This is a genomic window from Sphingomonas sp. AP4-R1, assembly GCF_013113735.1.
In the GTDB taxonomy this organism is placed as follows: domain Bacteria; phylum Pseudomonadota; class Alphaproteobacteria; order Sphingomonadales; family Sphingomonadaceae; genus Sphingomonas_I.
In genome coordinates this window covers 3,652,247-3,670,798 of sequence record NZ_CP053346.1, presented here as the reverse complement: position 1 = coordinate 3,670,798, position 18,552 = coordinate 3,652,247, and the positions used below count along the sequence as shown (strand labels likewise).

18 protein-coding genes are annotated in these 18,552 nt (G+C 60.5%); 7 read left to right on the top strand and 11 right to left on the bottom strand.

Going from position 1 to position 18,552, the window contains the following annotated elements; translation table 11 throughout:
• Positions 1 to 288 precede the first annotated feature (288 nt).
• Entirely contained in the window at positions 289 to 1,368 is a 1,080-nt protein-coding gene (locus HL653_RS16825; RefSeq protein WP_171745540.1) for a catalase family protein, read from the bottom strand.
• Positions 1,369 to 1,483: 115 nt separating this feature from the next.
• On the opposite strand from HL653_RS16825, the gene HL653_RS16820 reads away from it, so the two are divergent.
• Positions 1,484 to 3,772, top strand: a complete 2,289-nt coding sequence (locus HL653_RS16820) for an FdhF/YdeP family oxidoreductase (RefSeq protein ID WP_171745539.1) — start codon at positions 1,484 to 1,486, stop codon at positions 3,770 to 3,772.
• Positions 3,773 to 3,805: 33 nt separating this feature from the next.
• Positions 3,806 to 5,017: a DUF2252 family protein gene (locus HL653_RS16815; protein WP_367613564.1), complete on the top strand. Its 1,212-nt coding sequence runs from the start codon at positions 3,806 to 3,808 to the stop codon at positions 5,015 to 5,017.
• 476 nt (positions 5,018 to 5,493) lie between these two features.
• Here HL653_RS16815 and HL653_RS16810 read toward each other — a convergent pair whose 3' ends face one another.
• From HL653_RS16810 to HL653_RS16800, 3 genes are all read right to left on the bottom strand, one after another.
• Positions 5,494 to 6,636 (bottom strand): PHB depolymerase family esterase, encoded by a 1,143-nt coding sequence (locus HL653_RS16810; protein WP_171745538.1) that lies wholly within the window; start codon positions 6,634 to 6,636, stop codon positions 5,494 to 5,496.
• Between the two features lie 491 nt (positions 6,637 to 7,127).
• Positions 7,128 to 7,820 carry a CAP domain-containing protein gene (locus HL653_RS16805; RefSeq protein ID WP_171745537.1) on the bottom strand — a complete coding sequence of 231 codons (693 nt, stop codon included), beginning with the start codon at positions 7,818 to 7,820 and terminating at the stop codon, positions 7,128 to 7,130.
• Between the two features lie 297 nt (positions 7,821 to 8,117).
• On the bottom strand, positions 8,118 to 9,041 hold the full coding sequence (locus HL653_RS16800) for an arginase family protein (RefSeq protein ID WP_171745536.1): 924 nt from the start codon (positions 9,039 to 9,041) through the stop codon (positions 8,118 to 8,120).
• Positions 9,042 to 9,556: 515 nt separating this feature from the next.
• Here HL653_RS16800 and HL653_RS16795 point away from each other — a divergent pair.
• Entirely contained in the window at positions 9,557 to 10,345 is a 789-nt protein-coding gene (locus tag HL653_RS16795; protein ID WP_171745535.1) for a hypothetical protein, read from the top strand.
• 115 nt (positions 10,346 to 10,460) lie between these two features.
• On the opposite strand, the gene HL653_RS16790 is transcribed toward HL653_RS16795, so the two are convergent.
• A complete protein-coding gene (locus HL653_RS16790; RefSeq protein WP_171745534.1) occupies positions 10,461 to 10,904 on the bottom strand; it encodes a DMT family transporter in 444 nt (147 codons plus the stop codon).
• 339 nt (positions 10,905 to 11,243) lie between these two features.
• On the opposite strand from HL653_RS16790, the gene HL653_RS16785 reads away from it, so the two are divergent.
• Both HL653_RS16785 and HL653_RS16780 read left to right on the top strand, forming a co-directional pair.
• A complete protein-coding gene (locus tag HL653_RS16785; protein WP_171745533.1) occupies positions 11,244 to 11,498 on the top strand; it encodes a hypothetical protein in 255 nt (84 codons plus the stop codon).
• 290 nt (positions 11,499 to 11,788) lie between these two features.
• Positions 11,789 to 12,271, top strand: a complete 483-nt coding sequence (locus HL653_RS16780) for a DUF4142 domain-containing protein (RefSeq protein WP_171745532.1) — start codon at positions 11,789 to 11,791, stop codon at positions 12,269 to 12,271.
• A gap of 219 nt (positions 12,272 to 12,490) precedes the next feature.
• Here the strand turns inward: HL653_RS16780 and HL653_RS16775 are convergent, their stop codons facing one another.
• A complete protein-coding gene (locus tag HL653_RS16775) occupies positions 12,491 to 12,973 on the bottom strand; it encodes a DUF3429 domain-containing protein (protein ID WP_171745531.1) in 483 nt (160 codons plus the stop codon).
• Between the two features lie 354 nt (positions 12,974 to 13,327).
• Between HL653_RS16775 and HL653_RS16770 the strand changes: the two genes are divergently transcribed.
• Positions 13,328 to 13,468, top strand: a complete 141-nt coding sequence (locus HL653_RS16770) for a hypothetical protein (RefSeq protein ID WP_171745530.1) — start codon at positions 13,328 to 13,330, stop codon at positions 13,466 to 13,468.
• Between the two features lie 86 nt (positions 13,469 to 13,554).
• Here HL653_RS16770 and HL653_RS16765 read toward each other — a convergent pair whose 3' ends face one another.
• The 3 genes from HL653_RS16765 to HL653_RS16755 all read right to left on the bottom strand — a co-directional run bounded on the left by HL653_RS16765 (position 13,555) and on the right by HL653_RS16755 (position 14,906).
• Entirely contained in the window at positions 13,555 to 14,025 is a 471-nt protein-coding gene (locus tag HL653_RS16765) for a hypothetical protein (protein ID WP_171745529.1), read from the bottom strand.
• A 160-nt stretch (positions 14,026 to 14,185) separates the two neighbouring features.
• Entirely contained in the window at positions 14,186 to 14,365 is a 180-nt protein-coding gene (locus HL653_RS16760; RefSeq protein WP_171745528.1) for a hypothetical protein, read from the bottom strand.
• 241 nt (positions 14,366 to 14,606) lie between these two features.
• On the bottom strand, positions 14,607 to 14,906 hold the full coding sequence (locus tag HL653_RS16755; protein ID WP_171745527.1) for a hypothetical protein: 300 nt from the start codon (positions 14,904 to 14,906) through the stop codon (positions 14,607 to 14,609).
• A gap of 516 nt (positions 14,907 to 15,422) precedes the next feature.
• On the opposite strand from HL653_RS16755, the gene HL653_RS24685 reads away from it, so the two are divergent.
• Positions 15,423 to 15,821 (top strand): DUF2934 domain-containing protein, encoded by a 399-nt coding sequence (locus HL653_RS24685; protein WP_216599887.1) that lies wholly within the window; start codon positions 15,423 to 15,425, stop codon positions 15,819 to 15,821.
• On the opposite strand, the gene glgA is transcribed toward HL653_RS24685, so the two are convergent.
• Both glgA and glgC read right to left on the bottom strand, forming a co-directional pair.
• Positions 15,818 to 17,275: a glycogen synthase GlgA gene (gene glgA, locus HL653_RS16745; protein ID WP_216599886.1), complete on the bottom strand. Its 1,458-nt coding sequence runs from the start codon at positions 17,273 to 17,275 to the stop codon at positions 15,818 to 15,820. The genes HL653_RS24685 and glgA overlap by 4 nt on opposite strands.
• Complete coding sequence (gene glgC, locus HL653_RS16740) at positions 17,275 to 18,498, bottom strand: glucose-1-phosphate adenylyltransferase (protein ID WP_216600041.1); 1,224 nt, start codon at positions 18,496 to 18,498, stop codon at positions 17,275 to 17,277. Before glgC ends, glgA begins: the two co-directional genes overlap by 1 nt.
• Between the last annotated feature and the right edge of the window lie 54 nt (positions 18,499 to 18,552).

Sequence of the window (18,552 nt, the reverse complement as noted above, 5' to 3'; positions counted from 1 at the left end):
ATGGGCTCGGCCGAACGTCAACCGCTTGGCTCAGCACGCCCCCCGATGGTCGACGCTGGAGGTTGAGCGGGCAAGTATCAGCGATGTGAGCGGGCGCCGCGGCCAGCCCGCTCCCGCATTCAATCTGCGCGAGCGGACCAGATTTGGATCGCATCATCGGCACCACATCCGCTGTCGGGGATTGCAGTGCCCGGGAACAGCTCGGGTGCGTGCCCGGGAACGGCGCTGCCCCCAACCGCTGCGATCGGGATCAGTTGCCACCGCGGCAGATCGGCGGACCAAACCTAATCAAAGGTCGGACAGGCCTGCGGGTTCATGCACCGGGCAGCCGTTGAAACTGCCCCGATAGCTCGCAGAGAACTCGTAGGCGGTCTTGCGTGCACGATTGACCCCGCCGAGTGGCTGGTGCGCGGCCAGGCCATGCCAAGGACTGAACGCCAAGGCATCTTCGGTCCGCTCGCTCTCGGGATGTTCCCACGCAATCTGGGCCGGCACGGAAATGGTCGCTACCGTCACGAAAGGGCTATCCTCCTCGCTCCAGACGACGGACGCATCCTCAATGGGCATGGCTTTGAGATCGGTGTTAAGCTGCACCCGCAAATCCCAGGTACCGCCCTGCTCGACGAGCAGTTCGTTCATCGCTTCCCGGATCGCGTCGGGTCGACCCGACGCATTGATGGTCTCGTCCTTGAAATCTCGTATGCCGGACACCGGCACCAGCTGAAACTTCGCGATATACTCTCCGTAGCGAAACGGAGTCTGGCTGAAATAGGTCTGACCGAGCGGGTGATAAGGTTTGGCACCCCCGAGCGTGTTGAGCAGGGTCGAACTGCCGCCGACGGCTTCGAGCGCAGCCTCTGCCGTCCTGAGAAAAGCCGAGAGCATTTTTTTTGCGCCCTCGGCCTTATCGGTCGTCCTTGCCAACATCTTGAGATTGGCAAGAAACGCCTTGGGATCAGGAGCGGCGAAGGCGGGCCCGTTCACAAGGATGAAGTCCTGTGTTTCTCCCTCGGCGTCGGGGAGACGTTCACCGCGCACGCCCATGACCTTGAGGGCCACGCCGCGTGGAAGCGTAATCGAGTCATCGAGTATGTCGCCGGCATTCGTCGAAAACCGCAGAATGGCGTCATATTCGCCGGCGTCCGCAAACAGACCCTGTGCCAGTTCTCTCGGCAATCCGTCATGAACACGGATGCGGCCGCGGGCGAGCCCATGCCCCTTTGCATGAACGGAGCGCACCGCGTGACCATAGTCCTGGGACGTCTTGTCCAGAATGATCCGAAACTGCTCGTTCAGTCCTGCAATCGTCTCAGCCTCGTCGGGAGCCGGTTTCTCTACATCGGGTGCGAAGCGGACGGGGATCGACATGACAAGACTCCATTGACGGTTTCGTGATGAACCATCGCCCTGCTGCGCCGTTCCGGCATGGCACGATCAGCGTTAGAATAATCGTGTAATTGATGTAGGTTAGCTGGAGAAGGCGATGTCAAAGCAGGACTCTGACAAACCTGTGATCGCGCCCTTCACCGGCCCGGCGGGAGGATGGGGATCCGTCCGTTCACTGGCCGAGATCCTGCCGCGCGAGAAGATCAAACCGGAGACGCTGCGCGAACTTGGGCGGCAGAACAAACCCGACGGGTTCATGTGCGTGAGTTGCGCCTGGCCCAAGCCTGCCGATCACCATCCGTTTGAATTTTGCGAGGAAGGCGCGAAGGCCACGGCGTGGGAACTGACGACGCTTCGTAGCACTCCGGACTTCTTCGCCGAGCACAGTCTTTCGGATCTGCGCCGCTGGAGCGACTATGAGCTGGAGCAGCATGGTCGGCTCACCCATCCTCTTCGGTACGACGAGGCAAGCGACCGCTACCAGGCATGCAGCTGGGAGGAGGCGTTCGAAGGCATTGGCGCTGTGCTGAGGTCGCTGGATCCCAAATCAGTCGTCTTCTATTCGTCGGGACGCGCGAGCCTGGAGGCATCGTACATGTACGCCCTGATGGCGCGCATGTTCGGCAATCAGAATCTGCCGGACAGCTCGAACATGTGCCATGAATCGACGTCGGTCGGACTGAAGGCCGCGATTGGTGTGCCGGTCGGCACAACCCGGCTGGAAGACTTCCAGCACTGCGACGCTATCTTGTTCTTCGGGCAGAATGTCGGATCCAACGCCCCCCGCATGCTCCATGATCTGCGCGCATGCCGAAAGCGCGGTGTCGAAATCATAACATTCAATCCGCTGAAGGAACGCGGGCTGGAACGCTTTACCGATCCTCAGAATCCCATCGAGATGACGACGCTCGGGGAGACTGCAATTTCGACCCAATATCATCAGGTCAAGGCGGGCGGCGATCTCGCCGCAATGATGGGGATCGCCAAATATCTGGTTGAATGGGACGATGCCGCGCGCGATGCACGCGAACCGCCGGTGCTCGATCACGACTTCATTGGTCAGCATACGACGGGTTTCCCTGAGCTGGCGGCAGCGATCCGCTCGGCGTCTTGGGAGGATATCGAGCACCAGTCCGGCCTTGCGAAGCGTGATCTCGAAGACGCTGCCCGCGTCTATGCCCGATCGAAGGCCGTTATGATCGTCTATGGCATGGGGCTGACGCAGCATGTCAAAGGCGTCGAGAACGTCCGCATGGTCGTCAATCTGCTGCTCATGCGCGGGAATATCGGCAAGGCCGGCGCCGGCCCCACACCGGTGCGGGGCCACAGCAACGTTCAGGGTCAACGCACAGTCGGCATCACCGAAAAGACCGAACTGGTGCCCGTCGAGAAGCTGGAAGCACAATATGGCTTTACCGCGCCCCGTGCGAAGGGTCTCGACACCGTGGAAAGCTGCCGGGGCGTGATTGACGGGTCGGTAAAGGCGTTTGTGGCACTTGGCGGCAATTTCCTGCGCGCGGTTCCAGAGACCGGCCCGATGGAGGCATCGTGGACGAACCTCGACCTTTCGGTTCAAATTGCCACCAAGCTCAATCGCAACCACCTGTTTCCCGGCAAAGCGACTTATCTGCTGCCCTGTCTCGGCCGCATCGAGGAGGACGTGCAAGCCACGGGGCCGCAGGCCGTTTCGGTCGAGGATTCCACCAGCTGCATCCACGGATCTCGTGGCAAGGCGACACCGGCCAGTCCGCACTTGCTCTCGGAGCCCGCGATCGTCGCGGAGCTTGCCAAGCAGATCCTGCCCCTCAACCCTAAGGTCGACTGGGACGTGTGGGTCGCAGATTATTCGCGCATCCGCGATGCGATCGAGCAGACCTATCCTGAGGTCTTCCAGGACTTCAACGAACGTCTGTTCACGCCGGGTGGATTTTGGAAGGGAAACAAGGCGAGCGAACGGATCTGGCAGACGCCAACGAAGAAGGCCGAATTCCTGGTGCCCAGCGGGCTATCGGCAACCGGGTTCGCAGACTTGCCCGGCCGGTATCGGCTCGTCACCTTGCGATCGAACGATCAGTTCAACACCACGATTTATGGCTATCATGATCGCTTTCGCGGCGTGAAGGGAACGCGCGACGTTCTGTTCATGAATGCGGAAGACATGGCACAGGCCGGGCTCTCCGAGGGACAACACGTTGCGCTCGAGAGCGATGCGGGAGACGGACGGGTTCGCCGGAAGGAGGGCCTGATCGTGACGTGCTACGACATCCCGCGCGGCTGTCTCGGTGCCTATTATCCCGAATGCAACGTGTTGATTCCCGTCGAGCATCACGCTGAGCAGAGCCACGTTCCCGCAGCCAAGTCAGTACCTGTACGGATTGCCTTCTGAACTGCACATCGTTCCTCCTCATGAATTCCTCGGGTGACCGGATTGGACAGAGTGCACGAGATTTACGATCGTCAAACCCGCCTGCTTGGCATCCGCGCACTCAAGATGGCTGCGTCCACCCACGCCTATGTCCGAGGCAATACAGAGCAATTCTATCGATGGCTTGCCGGCTCGAAGCTGGCCGGGAAATTGCCGAAAGTGCCTCCGGTCTGGATCTGCGGCGACTGCCATATCGGCAATCTGGGACCCATTGCGGACTGCGATGGAAATATCGAGATCCAGATCCGTGATCTGGACCAAACGGTGATCAGCAACCCCGCGTTCGATCTAATCCGGCTAGGACTGAGCCTGGCGACGGCTGCGAGAGGTGCGGCGCTCCCCGGCGTCACGACAGCGCAGATGATCGAACAAATGGTCGAGGGTTATGAGCATGCCCTTGGACGGCATGAAGACAGCGAAGATATTGAACCGAACGTCGTCCGCGCGGTGAAACGGCGCGCTCTCGGTCGGCGCTGGAAGCACCTTGCCCAGGAGCGGATCGCAGATGAAAAGCCAGCCATTCCTCTGGGCAAGAAATTCTGGCCGCTGGATCCCGAAGAGCGAAAGACGATCGAGGCGTTGTTCGAAAGCGGGCCAATCCAGGCTTTGGTTCGACAGTTGGATGGTCGTCGGGCGCGAGATCGCGTAACGGTGATCGATGCCGCTTATTGGGTGAAGGGATGCAGCTCGCTCGGCAATCTTCGCTACGCTGTGTTGGTGGCCATTGGCGGGACGAAGCGCAAACCCGAGGAATATGCGTTATTCGACATCAAGGAAGCCGTCCGCTCGGTCGCGCCCACCGCTGCGAAGGTGTGCATGCCGACGGACAACGGCCTGCGTGTGGTGACCGGAGCCGAGGCGCTGGCGCCCAATCTTGGCTCGCGCATGATCGCGGACCATTTGCTCGGCAGGCCGGTTTTTGTCCGCGAATTGCTTCCCCAGGACCTGAAAATCGAGCTAGAGCAATTTTCGAGCAGTGAAGCGAAGAAAGCGGCGCGTCATCTGGCCTATATCGTCGGCCATGCCCATGCCCGCCAAATGAACGTCCAGACCCGAGAGTTCTGGCTGGACGCCCTGACGGAACGGCGCGGCGGCACGATCGAGGCACCGTCCTGGCTCTGGCACTCGGTGGTAGAACAGATTGGGCTCCATGAAGCAGCATATCTAGAGCATTGTCGGAAGTTCGCGTTGTCTGACGCTGCCTGAGCATCTCTTCCTGTCGCTCAGCTGTGCCCGATTGAATGAAACACGGACCGTCCAACACGAAAAAAAGGGCCACATTCCGAAGGAGCGGCCCTGAAGTCTAGGAGAGGATGCCTGAAAGGCACGTCCTTTTTGCACCGCAACATGACACGGCGCAAATGCTCTTTGATCAAAAAGTGTTGCGCCCTGTGCAGTCGACGTCGCGCGGCGGCACAATGCCGAGACCCCGACACCCTCGGCTGACAGAATGCGGTGGGCGACGCCGACCTTGGCTCACGGTTCGCGAACGAACGAGATGCGCGGCCTCCAACGCGGAAATGGCGCCTGGATGCGCAAGACGTTTCTGTCTGCGAACGCTCCCTCTCGGTCCAGGTACGGCAGACCGGACTTTGGCAGATCCCGGCCTCATAGGTCGCTGGCCGCGCCCCAGTGGGTTTCGAAAACGACATCTGGCATGGACGATCCAAACGACTGGTTGGTTAGCGCAACAGTCCCGCTGCGCGCAAAGCATCCTCGATCATGCGCCCGACATTGTGGCCGCGGCCGGTGGGTCGGGCATAATCCGGAGACAATCGACTGGGACGCACGATCCGAAGAGCGGGCACCGGCGGCTCCGGAAGGACGGCCGGTTCGCTTTTAAGGGGCTGCCGCGACTGATCCCCCGCGTCCGACTGCTTGGCCGAATGAGGCTGACCAAGCCCCCACGCGTCCGCGATGCGCCGGGTGGACGAAATCCCGACATTCAACATGAACGGGCCAGCAGCCCCGCACGCCTCGGCACCGCTCGTCGCAAGTGGCGTTCCGTGCCCCATCCCGATCACCATATGCTGCTCGACGGCCACCCGCTCCCCATCTCGCCAGACGCGATGGACAAACCCCGGATGGCGGTGCTCAGACGCGGATTGCCCCGTCAGCCGGTGGACGGCGAGCCATTGGTCGACGATCGCGTCCGCGTTCTTTTTACTGACTGTTCTATCCCCGTCACCGTGCCAGACCGAAATAGCCGGCCAGACGCCGGCGTACGTCGACGCGCCTCGAACCAGCTCTCCCAATTGCTCCGCACCGGGAAGCCCTTTGCCGTTCATCCGCTCCAGCGCCTGCGGCACGCCGCTCGCCGCACCGTAAGGCAAGCCTGCGATGATGGCGCCGCCGGCGAACAGCTCCGGATAAGTAGCCAGCATAACCGAGGCCATCGCCCCGCCGGCTGACAGTCCCGTAATGAACACGCGGCTCGGGTCGACCTGTTGTCCATCCACAAGGCTGCTGATCATCTGGTTGATCGAAAGGGCCTCGCCCTCGTCCCGGCGTATGTCGGCAGGCTGGAACCAGTTGAAGCAAAGATTGGGGTTGTTCGCGCGCTTCTGCTCCGGGAACAGCACCATGAAACCCAATTCGTCCGCCAGGGCGGACCAACCCGCCCCATAATCATAGCCTGCGGCTGTCTGCGTGCATCCATGGAGAACAACGACAAGCGGTAAGGGGCCGGTGACGTCAGCCGGGCGATAGATGCGCCCATGCAGATTGCCAGGGTTCCTCCCAAAGACGGTCATGTCGACCAAGCGATCTTTGACCGCTCGTCGCCCGGTGGGCATTTTTGCGAGTGCTTCGTCGAACGGCAGCATTTGCGTTCTCCGTCTCTTACCAACACCTGCAGCGAACATGCTGCACTGCACAATATGGACCTACCTCTCCCGTCTGCAAGCTTCGGCGATCGCTTTTGGTCGATGGGCCACGGCCAGGGCGCGGCGCGGGTGAGCGATCGTGCTCTCTACTTACCCGCCATCCTCAAAACCGACATGGGACAGCCTGTGCTTGAGGATTCGGGCCCGGCTCTCTGCTGGAGTAGCGCGCCTTCCCGACACGTGACATTGAAGCGAGATGAGGTTCCTGCTTACCGAAAATTGAAGCCAGCGGAGGCACATTGTCGCGCCCCCGCGTTACCTGACCATGTGGCGTTTCATCCTGTCCGCAGCCCTCATGGCAGCGCTGGCCGGCTGTGCGGCTTCGATGCGGCATAAGCGGGACACGTCAGCGCCGGGCGGCGAGCCGTTGCCGGACTGGACGAAACCTCTGCCCTGTAGTCGGGTCGGTAGTCGAATGATCTGCTAGAAATCTATCCTGCGATCGAGGCCAGGCGGCTCGGGCGCAGCGAGCGGGAGGTCCCGTCCGGCGTCTCCGCCATGTCTATCACGCACATCGTCCGAAATTTCGGATGATAGCCGCATGCGACGCCAGCATAGCGCAAGCGATCGGCGAAGATTGCGGATCGATGTCCCCGATCCGGCACACCGTCGTCGACGATGAGTTGTCGAACAACGTCCGCGGCATCGAAGGCCCCGTACGTGATGACTTCGGCGACCAACCTGCCGCCACCCCGACGCGATGTGCGATCAGCCGGCCCTGATCCATTGGAGCCGATATGACCCGTGTGCCCGGAGCGGCCCTGCTCAGCGACGTGATCTGCCGCAGCGGCCGCCAGTATCGAACCCGCCCGAAGTTGTGAGCGGCTCTCTTCTGAATTGAGGAACTCGACCGCCTCGTCGATCGGCACCGTACCCTCCCGAGTCAGGTATTTCACCCGACTTCCTGGCATGGTCACCAGCTTGTTCTTGAAGCGCTTTCGATAGGCTGCGAGGTCGGCGATATAGGCCTGGGGGTTCAACCGGGCATCGTTCAGCGCGGCGAGCACGCGTGTTTCCATCAGGGTCGGCTCATTTGCGACCGGCGCGGCGGGCGCCGAAGTCGTGACGAGGATAGCGCCAAGCACCCCACTCGTTACGCTGACCAGCTGACGAACAGACGCCATGTTTTGCCTCGAGGTTGCACGCAGACGGGAGAGCACGCCTGAGCCTCTTATAAAGCGGGACCATTATCAGGTGCTTAAGCGGATGCTCAGCCGCCCCCTTCGGCCTGACCGCTGGTTCCTACCACTTCGCCCCATTGTTACATCGCTGACGGCGGCTCAGGGAGCCTCGGGGGGCTCTGCCCCGGGGCAGGAGAGATTTGGGGCGTGCTGAGGAAAAGCGCACGACACACGCTGGAGGCGCCGCCCCCTTATTCTCGACGATATTTGCGCCCGTTTCCCGAAGCGCTGCGGGTACGCTCATGCGCTCTGGGCCAACACCAGTCCCGCTGCTACCGTTGCTATTCGGGCCGCCACCACCCCGGACGATTGATGATGGTCGTCACGGTCTGGGACATATTCCACAAGCGCCAGTCCGCAAATGCGTGCCTTTGCGCTTACACCGCGCAGGATCCTGATCATGTCCTCATAGGTCAGGCCGCCTGGCGTCGGCATGTTGACGGCAGGAAGCACAGCGGGATCGATACCGTCACAGTCGATCGAGAGAAACACGTCGGCACCCGGCTCGATGCCGCTCAGAACCGCATCTGGCCCGGCGTCGTGATATTCGTAGCTGGAGATTATTCGGGACCCCCAGCGACGTGCGTCGTCGTGCTGCCAGGATTCGCCCGAACCAAGTCCGCGAATGCCCACCTGAACCATATGCTCGACCCACGGATATTCAGCTGCGCGCCGCATGGTGGATCCATAGCCGAGCGGATTGCCGAGTATCTCGTCGGCCCAATCGACATGTGCATCGACCTGCAGGACGGTGATCTTCCGGCCTTCGAATCCGGCTAAGACAGGAATGGGAACGGAATCGTCACCGCCAAGAACGACAGGGACTGCGCCGGCCTGCAAGATCGTTCGCGTGGCCGACGTGATCCGTTGCCGGTTTCCTTCGGAATCCCATGGATTGGTCGGAACATCACCAATATCAAGACAACCCCGACGATCGTCCTTGTTGGGAAACATCGTCGCGCCAAGGTCAAAATCGAACTGGCCGAGTGAACCCGCAAATCGTCCTGCCGCTTTGCGCAGCGCGGCGGGAGCGTCGGCAGAATGGCTCCGCACGCCCTGTCTGTAAGGCGAGGCCTCCGACGCTCCGAAGACGACCACTTTGGCTTGGGCGAGATCGTCGAGGCGCGCTTCCGCAAAGGACGCAAACATAGTGGGGCTGGGCATCGGATAGTTCTCCCGTGGGCAAGAAATTCCCCACTTCGCAAAAAGATCACCGCGACACGTATCGCTCCGCGAAATCAGGGTTCTCACAGACGACCATTTCGCCCAAACCTCCGAGGCGATCACCTCGCGATCGGTTCCGGCGTCCTGTCACAGGAGATGCGCCATTTGCGCCGGAGAGCAGCCCTCGATGCCCCCGCATCCATTGAAAATCGTGCCGGCTGCGACGGAATTCGCCCGGAGCGGCCGATCGACCGACCTGACACACTCTCTGTCTTCGACGATCATTCGGTACGGCGCCAATTCGAGGATCCTCGGTGCCCCGCCAGAATGCGTGCCCATCGCGCTCGTCGCTCATCCCGATGCTCAGGAACTGGCACTAACCATGCTCGTTCTCACAAGAATCTAAAAACGGACCCGTATCAGGAGGGATCGATGCCCATTCTCCTTTGGCTGCTTGGCGTACCTATTCCGGTTATCCTGCTCCTGCTTCTGCTCTGGCACTGACAGGAGGTCGCATGGCTACCATCATTGACCGCGCTGGTCCGGTCGAACACAGCAACGCGCCATCGGCCTCTGTTGTATCGTGGGGAGCGATATTTGCGGGGACCGCAGTCGCAATCGCGACGACCCTGATCCTTTTCGCGCTGGGATCTGGCCTGGGCTTCGCGACAGCATCTCCTTGGCCCGGAGCAGGGCCTTCTGCGACGAGCTTCGCCATTGGCATCGGCATCTGGATGATTGTGATGCAGTGGCTGTCGTCCGCATTGGGCGGCTACATCACCGGCCGCCTGCGCACGCGTTGGGTTGGGCTGCACACGAGCGAAGTCTTCTTTCGCGACACCGCACATGGCCTGATTGCCTGGGCGGTCGCGACCTTGCTCCTTGTGGCAGTGGCCATGGGAGCGACGGCTTCTGCCGCAGGAAGCGCTTCGTCAGTGAACACCGCAAGCTATGTCGCCGACACCATGCTTCGAACGAACGGGTCTGCTCCCATAAATAACGCTGTCTCGGCCGAACTTGCTCGCATCCTTGGACGCGAAGACGCGCCGACGCAGATCGACAAAGCTTATGTGGTTCAGGTGGTGGCTCGGCAGACCGGAGTTTCCCAATCAGAGGCCACACGTCGGGTCGACGATGCGATCGTCTCCCTTCGAACGACGGCGGACAAGGTGCGCAAACTGTCCTCGACAGTGAGCTTCTTCACGGCATTGTCGATGATAATCGGCGCTTTTATCGCCGCTGCAACCGCAGGATATGCCGGGAAACTGCGGGACGAGGCGGAAGACCGCCTGCAGTCCGGTTGAGCAGGAAAAGTGGGACGTCGGGGCCGCCAGAGCAAGCTTGCCAGGGCACCGACCGGGCGATGGGACAGTTTTGCTGCAAGCATACAGCCTGTCTCCCGTGTGAGGATGTGGGTGGCTAAAAGATCGCTATCAGCGACAGGCCGATGATCATTAGCGCGGCGCCGATGATCCTGCCCCACCCGATCGGATGCATGTCGAAGCCCAACAGGCCGAAATGGTCGAGCAGAAGACCTGTGATCAACTCGGCGGTCACGATCGACGCCATGAACAGGCCTGCCCCGAGCTTGGGTGCCGCAAAAACCGTCCCAAGGACGAAGCCGACTCCCAGAAATCCGCCAGCCCATGCCCACCAGGGTGCGGCCGCCGCTGCGCCTGCGGCCGGAAGTCGTTCCCCGGACGCCAGAACGACCGTGATTGACGTCGCGGCCGTCACGAGCGCGACAAGCGCCGCAGCCCATAATGGCGCATCCAGCGCCTTCTTCAATGTTTGGTTCGCCCCGGACTGAAGAGCGCTGGCGATGCCAGCGCTCAGAGCAATGATGATGAAGATGATCCGCATCGACGCCGAACGCCAGACTATGCGGAGAGGTCCGCTCTATCCTGGATTGCGCGTCAGGCGCCGCACGATCGGCGGGCACCCGACACTATTGGGCACGTCCGACTGCGATCAAAGGTCAACTCCCCCAATTTGTCTCGGCGACCCGGCAGCACCCCCCGGGCGAGATGACTATCCACCCGGTAGGCGCGGTCATCAACGGCGACGCGAAAAAAAGGGCGCATGAGGTTCATCGCGAAAAAATCTAAGATTTTGGCCAAATTTGCGACTGTGACGCGCCCCGATTTGCCCCCTATGTTGCTGCGATTGCTCACAAAATTGCAAGTCGCTCGGAACTAACACATGGTTAATGCGATCTCGCCCCAGAGGTGGGAGTTTCGTATCATGCCGGAACGAGCAATCCGACGACGAGAGATCGAGCGCCTGCGCCGCATGGCCGAAAGATATCGGGAGATGGCGCTTGGCCTTCGCCCGGACGACGCGACCGCGGCGCGATTGGAAGCCCTCGAAGTCGAACGCGTTGCAGCGCGGATCGAAAGCGAGCTCATGGAAGCCGACAGCGGCGTTGCGCCGCCTCGCCTGCGAATTCCTCGTTAGCCGCCCCCCCCCCGGCCAGCCTGGCAATCTCACGAGAGGATTGTGTCGCAACTCTACTACCGCGCTACTCGCGACGTCGGATCACCGAAACTGGAAAATAGATGCCGGAGCCGAAGCATAACTGCTTCGAGCTCACAGACCTGGCGAGCAAATTCAGTACTGCCAGACGTCCACAAACCGATGACGCATGCACGATGTGGGCAAGTCTCCGATGTCTTTCTCGACATCTGTTGAGATGAACCTTTGGCCCCGCGGCCGCGTTTTCACCACACCCAAATCAGAGGATGGTTATGAAAGCTTTCCTGTTCACCGCCGCTGCACTGACCACCATGGCACCTGCATTGTATGCGGCCACCCCCGCTCCCGCCGAATTCGTGGAGACCGCGGGGGCGTCCGATGCATTCGAAATCGATTCCGCCAAGCTGATGACCGGGTCGAAAAACCCGGCCATTGCGAAATTTGCGGCATCGATGGTGACCGCTCATACCAAGAGTACCAAGCTGGTCGTGGCGGCCGCAAAAGCCGACGGACTCGCGCCCAAAACGCCCGCGCTGACGCTCAAGCAGCGCGCCGATATCACGGCCCTCAAGGCCGTGCCTGCCGGCAAGACCAAGGATGATCTGTACGTCAAGCAACAGAAAGCGGCGCACGAGGACGCTTTGGCTCTGATGAAGGCCTATGCGGCCGGTGGTTCTGCCGCCCATCTCAAGGCAGCCGCGGTGGAGATCACGCCGATCGTCCAGATGCACTTGTCTGCGGTCAGCAAAATGTGACGCATTGTTCGCCGGCGGACCTGCCGGGCCGCCGGCGACAAACAGTGCAGTTCCGCCTGCAGCTCGTCAACGTCGCCCGAACGGCTTATCCGGTTGCAAGCATCTTTGCTGGAGAGTGGGAGCGCAATCGACGGCTGCGCGCCGCCGGACCGCGTGTTTCCGGCTTGCGGAACATCAGCCTGTCGTCCGGGTACCAGCTTCCTTGAAGATCATAGCGCCTCAGCGCGCTACCTCTAATACACGCACGACCAATGCGATTAGGGACACGATCGCCAACGACATTTGCGGACCGCGTAATCTTAAAAAGTAAGCGGGCGCATTGCCGCATCGGGCCGCGCGGCGGTCACACGCTATCACCAGCGCAAAGCCAATGATGAGCGTGAACAAAGCGGAGGCAATCGATCCGAGACTGACCAGCGTCAAAGCAGTCAGTGCCGGCAAGACATAGGCGACCACCGAGACGATTTCGGTCTTCGCCCACGCGCCGGGATTCCCGAACCCATAGCCTCGCCTCACACCGGCCACGAAACTCAGGAGGAGTGCCCCCCATATGATGGACATGACGACGAAATAAGCGGGCCATGGCGCCGGAAGCGTCCAGGCTGCTGTAGCGGCTGCTAGAAAAGGTATCATCGAACCATAGCCGAAAAGCAGCGCATCGCGCGGTACGGGGTGGTCCCGGTGGGTGTCGGAGGAGCTCATCGCCTGATCAACGGTTCGCTCTCCATCGTGTTTCCGTACCATCGCGAGATGCGGAATGTACGCCGGATCAGCCCGCTCATGCGCTTCGCGTCTGAAATCCTTTACTGGCCCATATCGTTATAATGTCGAGCTCCGCCACGCCGGACGTACGACCGGCTGGCAGCTGCGGCGCCTCGCTTCCGCTGGCCATGCCAAACGGACACCTTTCCGATTTTTCGGACGCCTTAATGTTCAACCCAACAGGCCGGCGCGCTGCCGCCGCGGAACAACAAGCCGCTGCCACCGCGTGAACCTCAGGAACATCGCGCGGGAGCGCCCGTTGAACGCTGGCACCTGAAACCCCCCGGAGGTCGCATGAGCGATCAAGATCCGATCCACCTGTCAAAGACCGAAGCGCGGGCCGGCTCGACCAACCATGTCACCCGTTACGTTCTTTCGATAGGACTTCTGCTGGTAATCGTCGCCTTCGCGATCATCTTGAAGGTCTGGAGCTGATTGCTCGCGAGCCTCTCATCCGCGGGAAAACTGGTCAGTGCCGTCCTTCGCAATTGCGCGGACGCGCTAGCGCGCGACTGTCTGCTTCATCGTGCATCGCCTGCATGGAAAGGCCGTATTACATCTCGGAAATAGACCGCTTCACCGTGAGTGTTATAATAAGGCCAGTTGGTTGGCGTTGAGGTTTGGCCGTGGATCATGATGCCGGAATGGAACGGGTCATCGCTGCGTTTGACAAGGGCTGGCGGGCCGGCTGTTCCCTGAAGATCGATCCGGCCGATGATTTCGGGAGTTCTGAGCGAGATCTTCACATGTTCTGGCTCGACGGCTTTCATGCCGCACAGTCGCGGATCGACCATGATGATGAGGAAATTTGCGCTCACGGAACGGAGTCCCCGATTTTGCGTCGGGAGGAAGGTGCCGCTGGCACCCACACGCTTACCCATCCCGTCAGTCTCGCGCTTCGCGCTGCCTACAGCGCGGAGGGACACGCGCCGGCTCACACCAGACTCGCCGATCTGCTGACGCGGATCGCGTGACGCCAGCAAACCTGCCACGATCATCTTCGACAGCAATCGACGCGTTTCGCGGGATCGCGCCTACCGCCTGTTTCGACCCGGCACCGTTGATGACGCGGCATGATGCAAAGTTGAAAGCACTGACACATGCAAAAACGCCGCCCCATCAGGGCGGCGCCTTGTTCCATTGCGAGCCTTGTTATTTGGCCCCGGTGCCCGGCTCGGTTGTCTTGGGAGCCTTGCCGTCTTCGACACGCCCCTCGTTGCGCAAATCACGCCCCTCTTGAGCCTTAGCCTTGCTCTCGGGCGATTTGCCATGTTCGAAAGCCTCTTCCTTGACGAAGCCAGCTGCCTCCTTGATCTTGCCATCAACACTCATAACGAGCTCCTCTTATCTAATCATTACTCAACGTGCATGCCCGATGCCTGTTCCCATCCTGTCCTAAAAGATGAAAGGCGTCGGCTTATGCGCCTTGTATTCGGTGGCATAGATCTGCCATCCCATAACGCTCACGGTTGGCTGATATGGTCTCTTGCCTGAATAGGCACAGAGCCGGACGGCCTGAAACCAAATCTGTTCAGCGAGAATCACAGCAGTCTGCGTCAACCTACTCGCGAGATCACGAATTGCTATTCTCTGCGTCGCTCCCAGCCGAAGAAGATTTTGGCATCTCAAACTTCCCGCCTCCACCCGTGCTGTCGCTATCAATGTCTTCTGGCGAGCCTCCACCGCCCGCGCCGGATCCGCTTCCAGTGACATCACCCGCCTCCGTCATCCCCGGTCGCCGGCCGCGATTATCCTCTCCGGCATCCGGACTCTCGGATACGAAACGCTTTTCTTCCGATTGCGGTGGAACCAATTTCGGATTGCCGGGCGCCGCCGTCTTCAACTGCGGGTCTTTCAGATATTCGTTGCTCATATCTGCCTCCATTAGCCGGGTGGATTGCGTGCGGGGTCCGCGCCCCGACGACCAGATTTTGTCATTGAAACTGACGTGCCGGCCGCACCCGGCTCTCTCAAACGCGTCACGTTCCCGATCGTTCTTGTCGGCGGGACCCACCTACGCGATCTCGGTCTGACGACCCGAAACGTGGCCACGATCGTACGGGTGCAAACAGCTATTGGCCGCCCTTAGGACCTCACGCACCGGACCTGCCTCTCCGAGCCATGCTATCGATCGTGCCATGGCCTTCTCGAAATCGGTGGTACCGGCGTGGACGGGAGCAACCGGGAAATGGCGACAGCATAGTCGGCTCGGAACAATGGTCGGCACGACCTCTCACGCTTATCGCGAATGACGAAACATGGTCTCCCAAACAGCAGTTCGGAACCTCCGACACGTCCAATCCTTTGACATCCGGGCAGAAGTAGCGATGTTGCTGTGCGAGCGGGAAAACGCGGTGCATCTGTGCAGCCAAGGAATTGGACGAGACATATGAGCGATAGCAAACAGGATCAAAAAATACGCGAGCGCGCCTATCAGATCTGGGAGGCAGAGGGCCGACCTCACGGTCGGCATGAACAGCATTGGCAGGACGCGCTCCGCGAGATTGCGACCACGGCTGGCGACGCAGTCGCATCGGTAACAAGAAAGGTCCGGCGCGCGGTCAAGAAAGTGGCGGATACGGTCTCCGACGCCAGAGAGACCCCGGCCGCCTCGGTCGCTCCAGCCCCGAAAAAGCAGACGCCGACCGCGAAGGGAACACGTAAGCGACAGCCAAAGGCCTCCCCGGCGGCTGTTGGAACAACAGCGCCGACCGTCCTTGCGTCCAGCAAAGAGAAGACGCAACGCTCGCAGACGAGAAAGCCCAGGGCGTCTACGAAGACGTCCTAGGCTCGCTTCGCCACGAGCGCGCGGAACAGGTTCGCATATTGTTTGGCGGCCACGCTCCAGGAGCTGTCGGTCGCCATTCCATTTCGTTGGAGCTGCGCCCAGTTCTCAGGCTCTTCTGCATGAAGAGACATGGCCCGTTCGAGCGCACCGGCCAGGGCGCCTTGTGATCCGGCCGCAAACTGAAATCCTGTCGCTACCCCCTGCTCAAGAGCGTAAGGATTGGCGTCGATGACAGTATCGGCGAGCCCGCCTACGCGCGAAACAATCGGGACAGCGCCATAGCGAAGCGCATACATTTGCGTAAGACCGCAGGGCTCGAAACGCGATGGCATGACGAAAGCGTCGCAGCCGGCCTCGATCCTGTGCGCCAGGCTTTCGTCATAGCCGATGCGAGCTCCAACGCGGCCCGGATAATGGTCTGCGAGCGCCCCGAAGGCCTTTTCGAGAAGAAGATCGCCGCTTCCCAACAAAGCCAATTGTGCGCCTCGTGCGATCAGATTTGGGAGCACGGCTGCCAGCATATCCATGCCTTTTTGCTCTGTAAGTCTTCCCACGGAGCCGATCAGAAAAGCATTGGGCACTGGATCAAGCCCGAGATCGGATTGCAAGGCACGCTTATTCCCTGCGCGCATGGCCAGATCCGCAGCGGAATAAGGAACGGCAAGATGCGGGTCGCGAGCAGGATCCCAAATGTCGGGATCGATGCCGTTAAGAATACCCGAAACGTCGCTCGAGCGCCCGGCCAACAAACCTTCGAAGCCCATCCCGCCTTCGGGTGTCATGATCTCAGCCGCATAGGATGGCGACACTGTCGTAATCCTATCCGCAAAAACCACGCCCGCTTTCAAAAAACTGATCGAGCCATAATATTCCAACGCGTCGACTGAGAACGCATCTGCCGGCAAGCCGAGCGGCCCCAGTAAATAGGCAGGAAAGATCCCTTGAAACGCGAGATTGTGGATCGTGGTGACAACCGCCGGGCGACGCTCGGGAGGGTCATAGTGCAGGTAGGCGCCAGTCAACGCCGCTTGCCAATCGTGCGCTTGAACGACGTCGACAGCAAGATTGCCGCGTCGTCCTCCGGCAAGGTCGGCAGCGACCCGCGAAAAAGCACCGAACCGCAACGCATTGTCCGGCCAGTCCTTGCCATCCGGCCCAAGGTAAGGATTTCCGTCGCGAGCAAACAGATGCGGGGCGTCGAGGACGAGAAGGTCGAGGCCATAAGCGTGGGCCCGTCGGACCACTGCCGCCCCCCCCATGAGAGCCGGATATTCTGCCACGATCGCGGCTTCGCCCACAGCTGACAAGACTGCAGGGTAACCGGGTATGAAGGTCAGAACCTGCACGCCCTCCGCCGCGAGAGCGGCTGGGAGTGCGCCGGCCACATCGGCAAGGCCGCCGGTTTTTACCAGCGGAAAGACTTCGGATGCGATCGACAGCAGGGACAGCGGCATCAGTCGCGCAGTGCCGCGATCATTTTTTCGGTAATCAAGCAGATCCCATTCTCGGTTCGGCGAAAGCGGCGGGCATCTTCGTCCGGATCCTCGCCCACCACAAGGCCGGCCGGAATCTCAACACGACTATCGACGATGACGTTCGTCAACCTGACGGATCGCCCGACTTTCACACGAGGCATCAGGACCGCGTTCTCGATGGCGGAATAACTGTTCACCCGCACGCCGGTAAACAGAAGCGAGCTTCGGAGCGACGCTCCCGACACGATGCAGTCTCCCGATACCAAAGAAGAGACCGCTTCCCCTCGCCGCCCATCTTCATCGTGCACAAACTTGGCCGGCGCCGTCATCTCCGAATACGTCCATATCGGCCATTCGCGGTCGAACAGATCGAGATCGGGGACAGTCGTCGTTAGGTCGATATTGGCATTGAAGAAGGCATCAAGTGTCCCAACGTCGCGCCAATATGGCTCGGAGTGCGGCCCTGACCGAAGCCCCGATTTGCTCAGGTGATGAGCACGGGCATTACCGTCGTTGACCAGCTTTGGGACGATGTCCTTGCCGAAATCATGGGATGAATTGGGATCGGCCGCATCCTCTCGCAGGATATCGGCCAGAAACGCCGTTTCAAAAACATAGATGCCCATGCTCGCTAAAGCCACGTCGGGGTTGCCCGGCATCGACGGAGGATCTGCAGGTTTTTCGAGAAAATGGAGGATGCGATCTTCCGCGTCGACGTGCATGACGCCAAAACCACTGGCCTCGCTGCGCGGCACCTCGACACAACCCACTGTTACGCTGGCACCGCTGTCGCAATGCTCCTCCAACATAACCCCGTAGTCCTGCTTATAGACATGGTCTCCAGCCAATATAAGAATATACTTCGGAGCATAACTCTCGATGATATCGAGATTTTGATAGACGGCATCAGCCGTTCCTACGTACCAGCTATGCTCGGAGACACGCTGGCTGGCCGGTAATATGTCAAAACTCTCGTTGCGCTCAGGGCGAAAGAAGCTCCACCCGTGCTGCAGATGCCGAATTAAGCTATGGGCTTTGTATTGCGTGGCAACGCCGATACGCGGGATGCCGGAATTGAGCGCGTTGGACAACGCAAAATCTATGATGCGCGTCTTTCCGCCAAAAAAGACCGCGGGCTTCGCGCGTGCATCGGTTAACTCCATCAGGCGGCTGCCTCGGCCACCGGCCAGGACAAGAGCCATCGCCTGACGCGTGATCAGGCCCCGCAACGTCGCACTCGGCGGCATCCAACATCC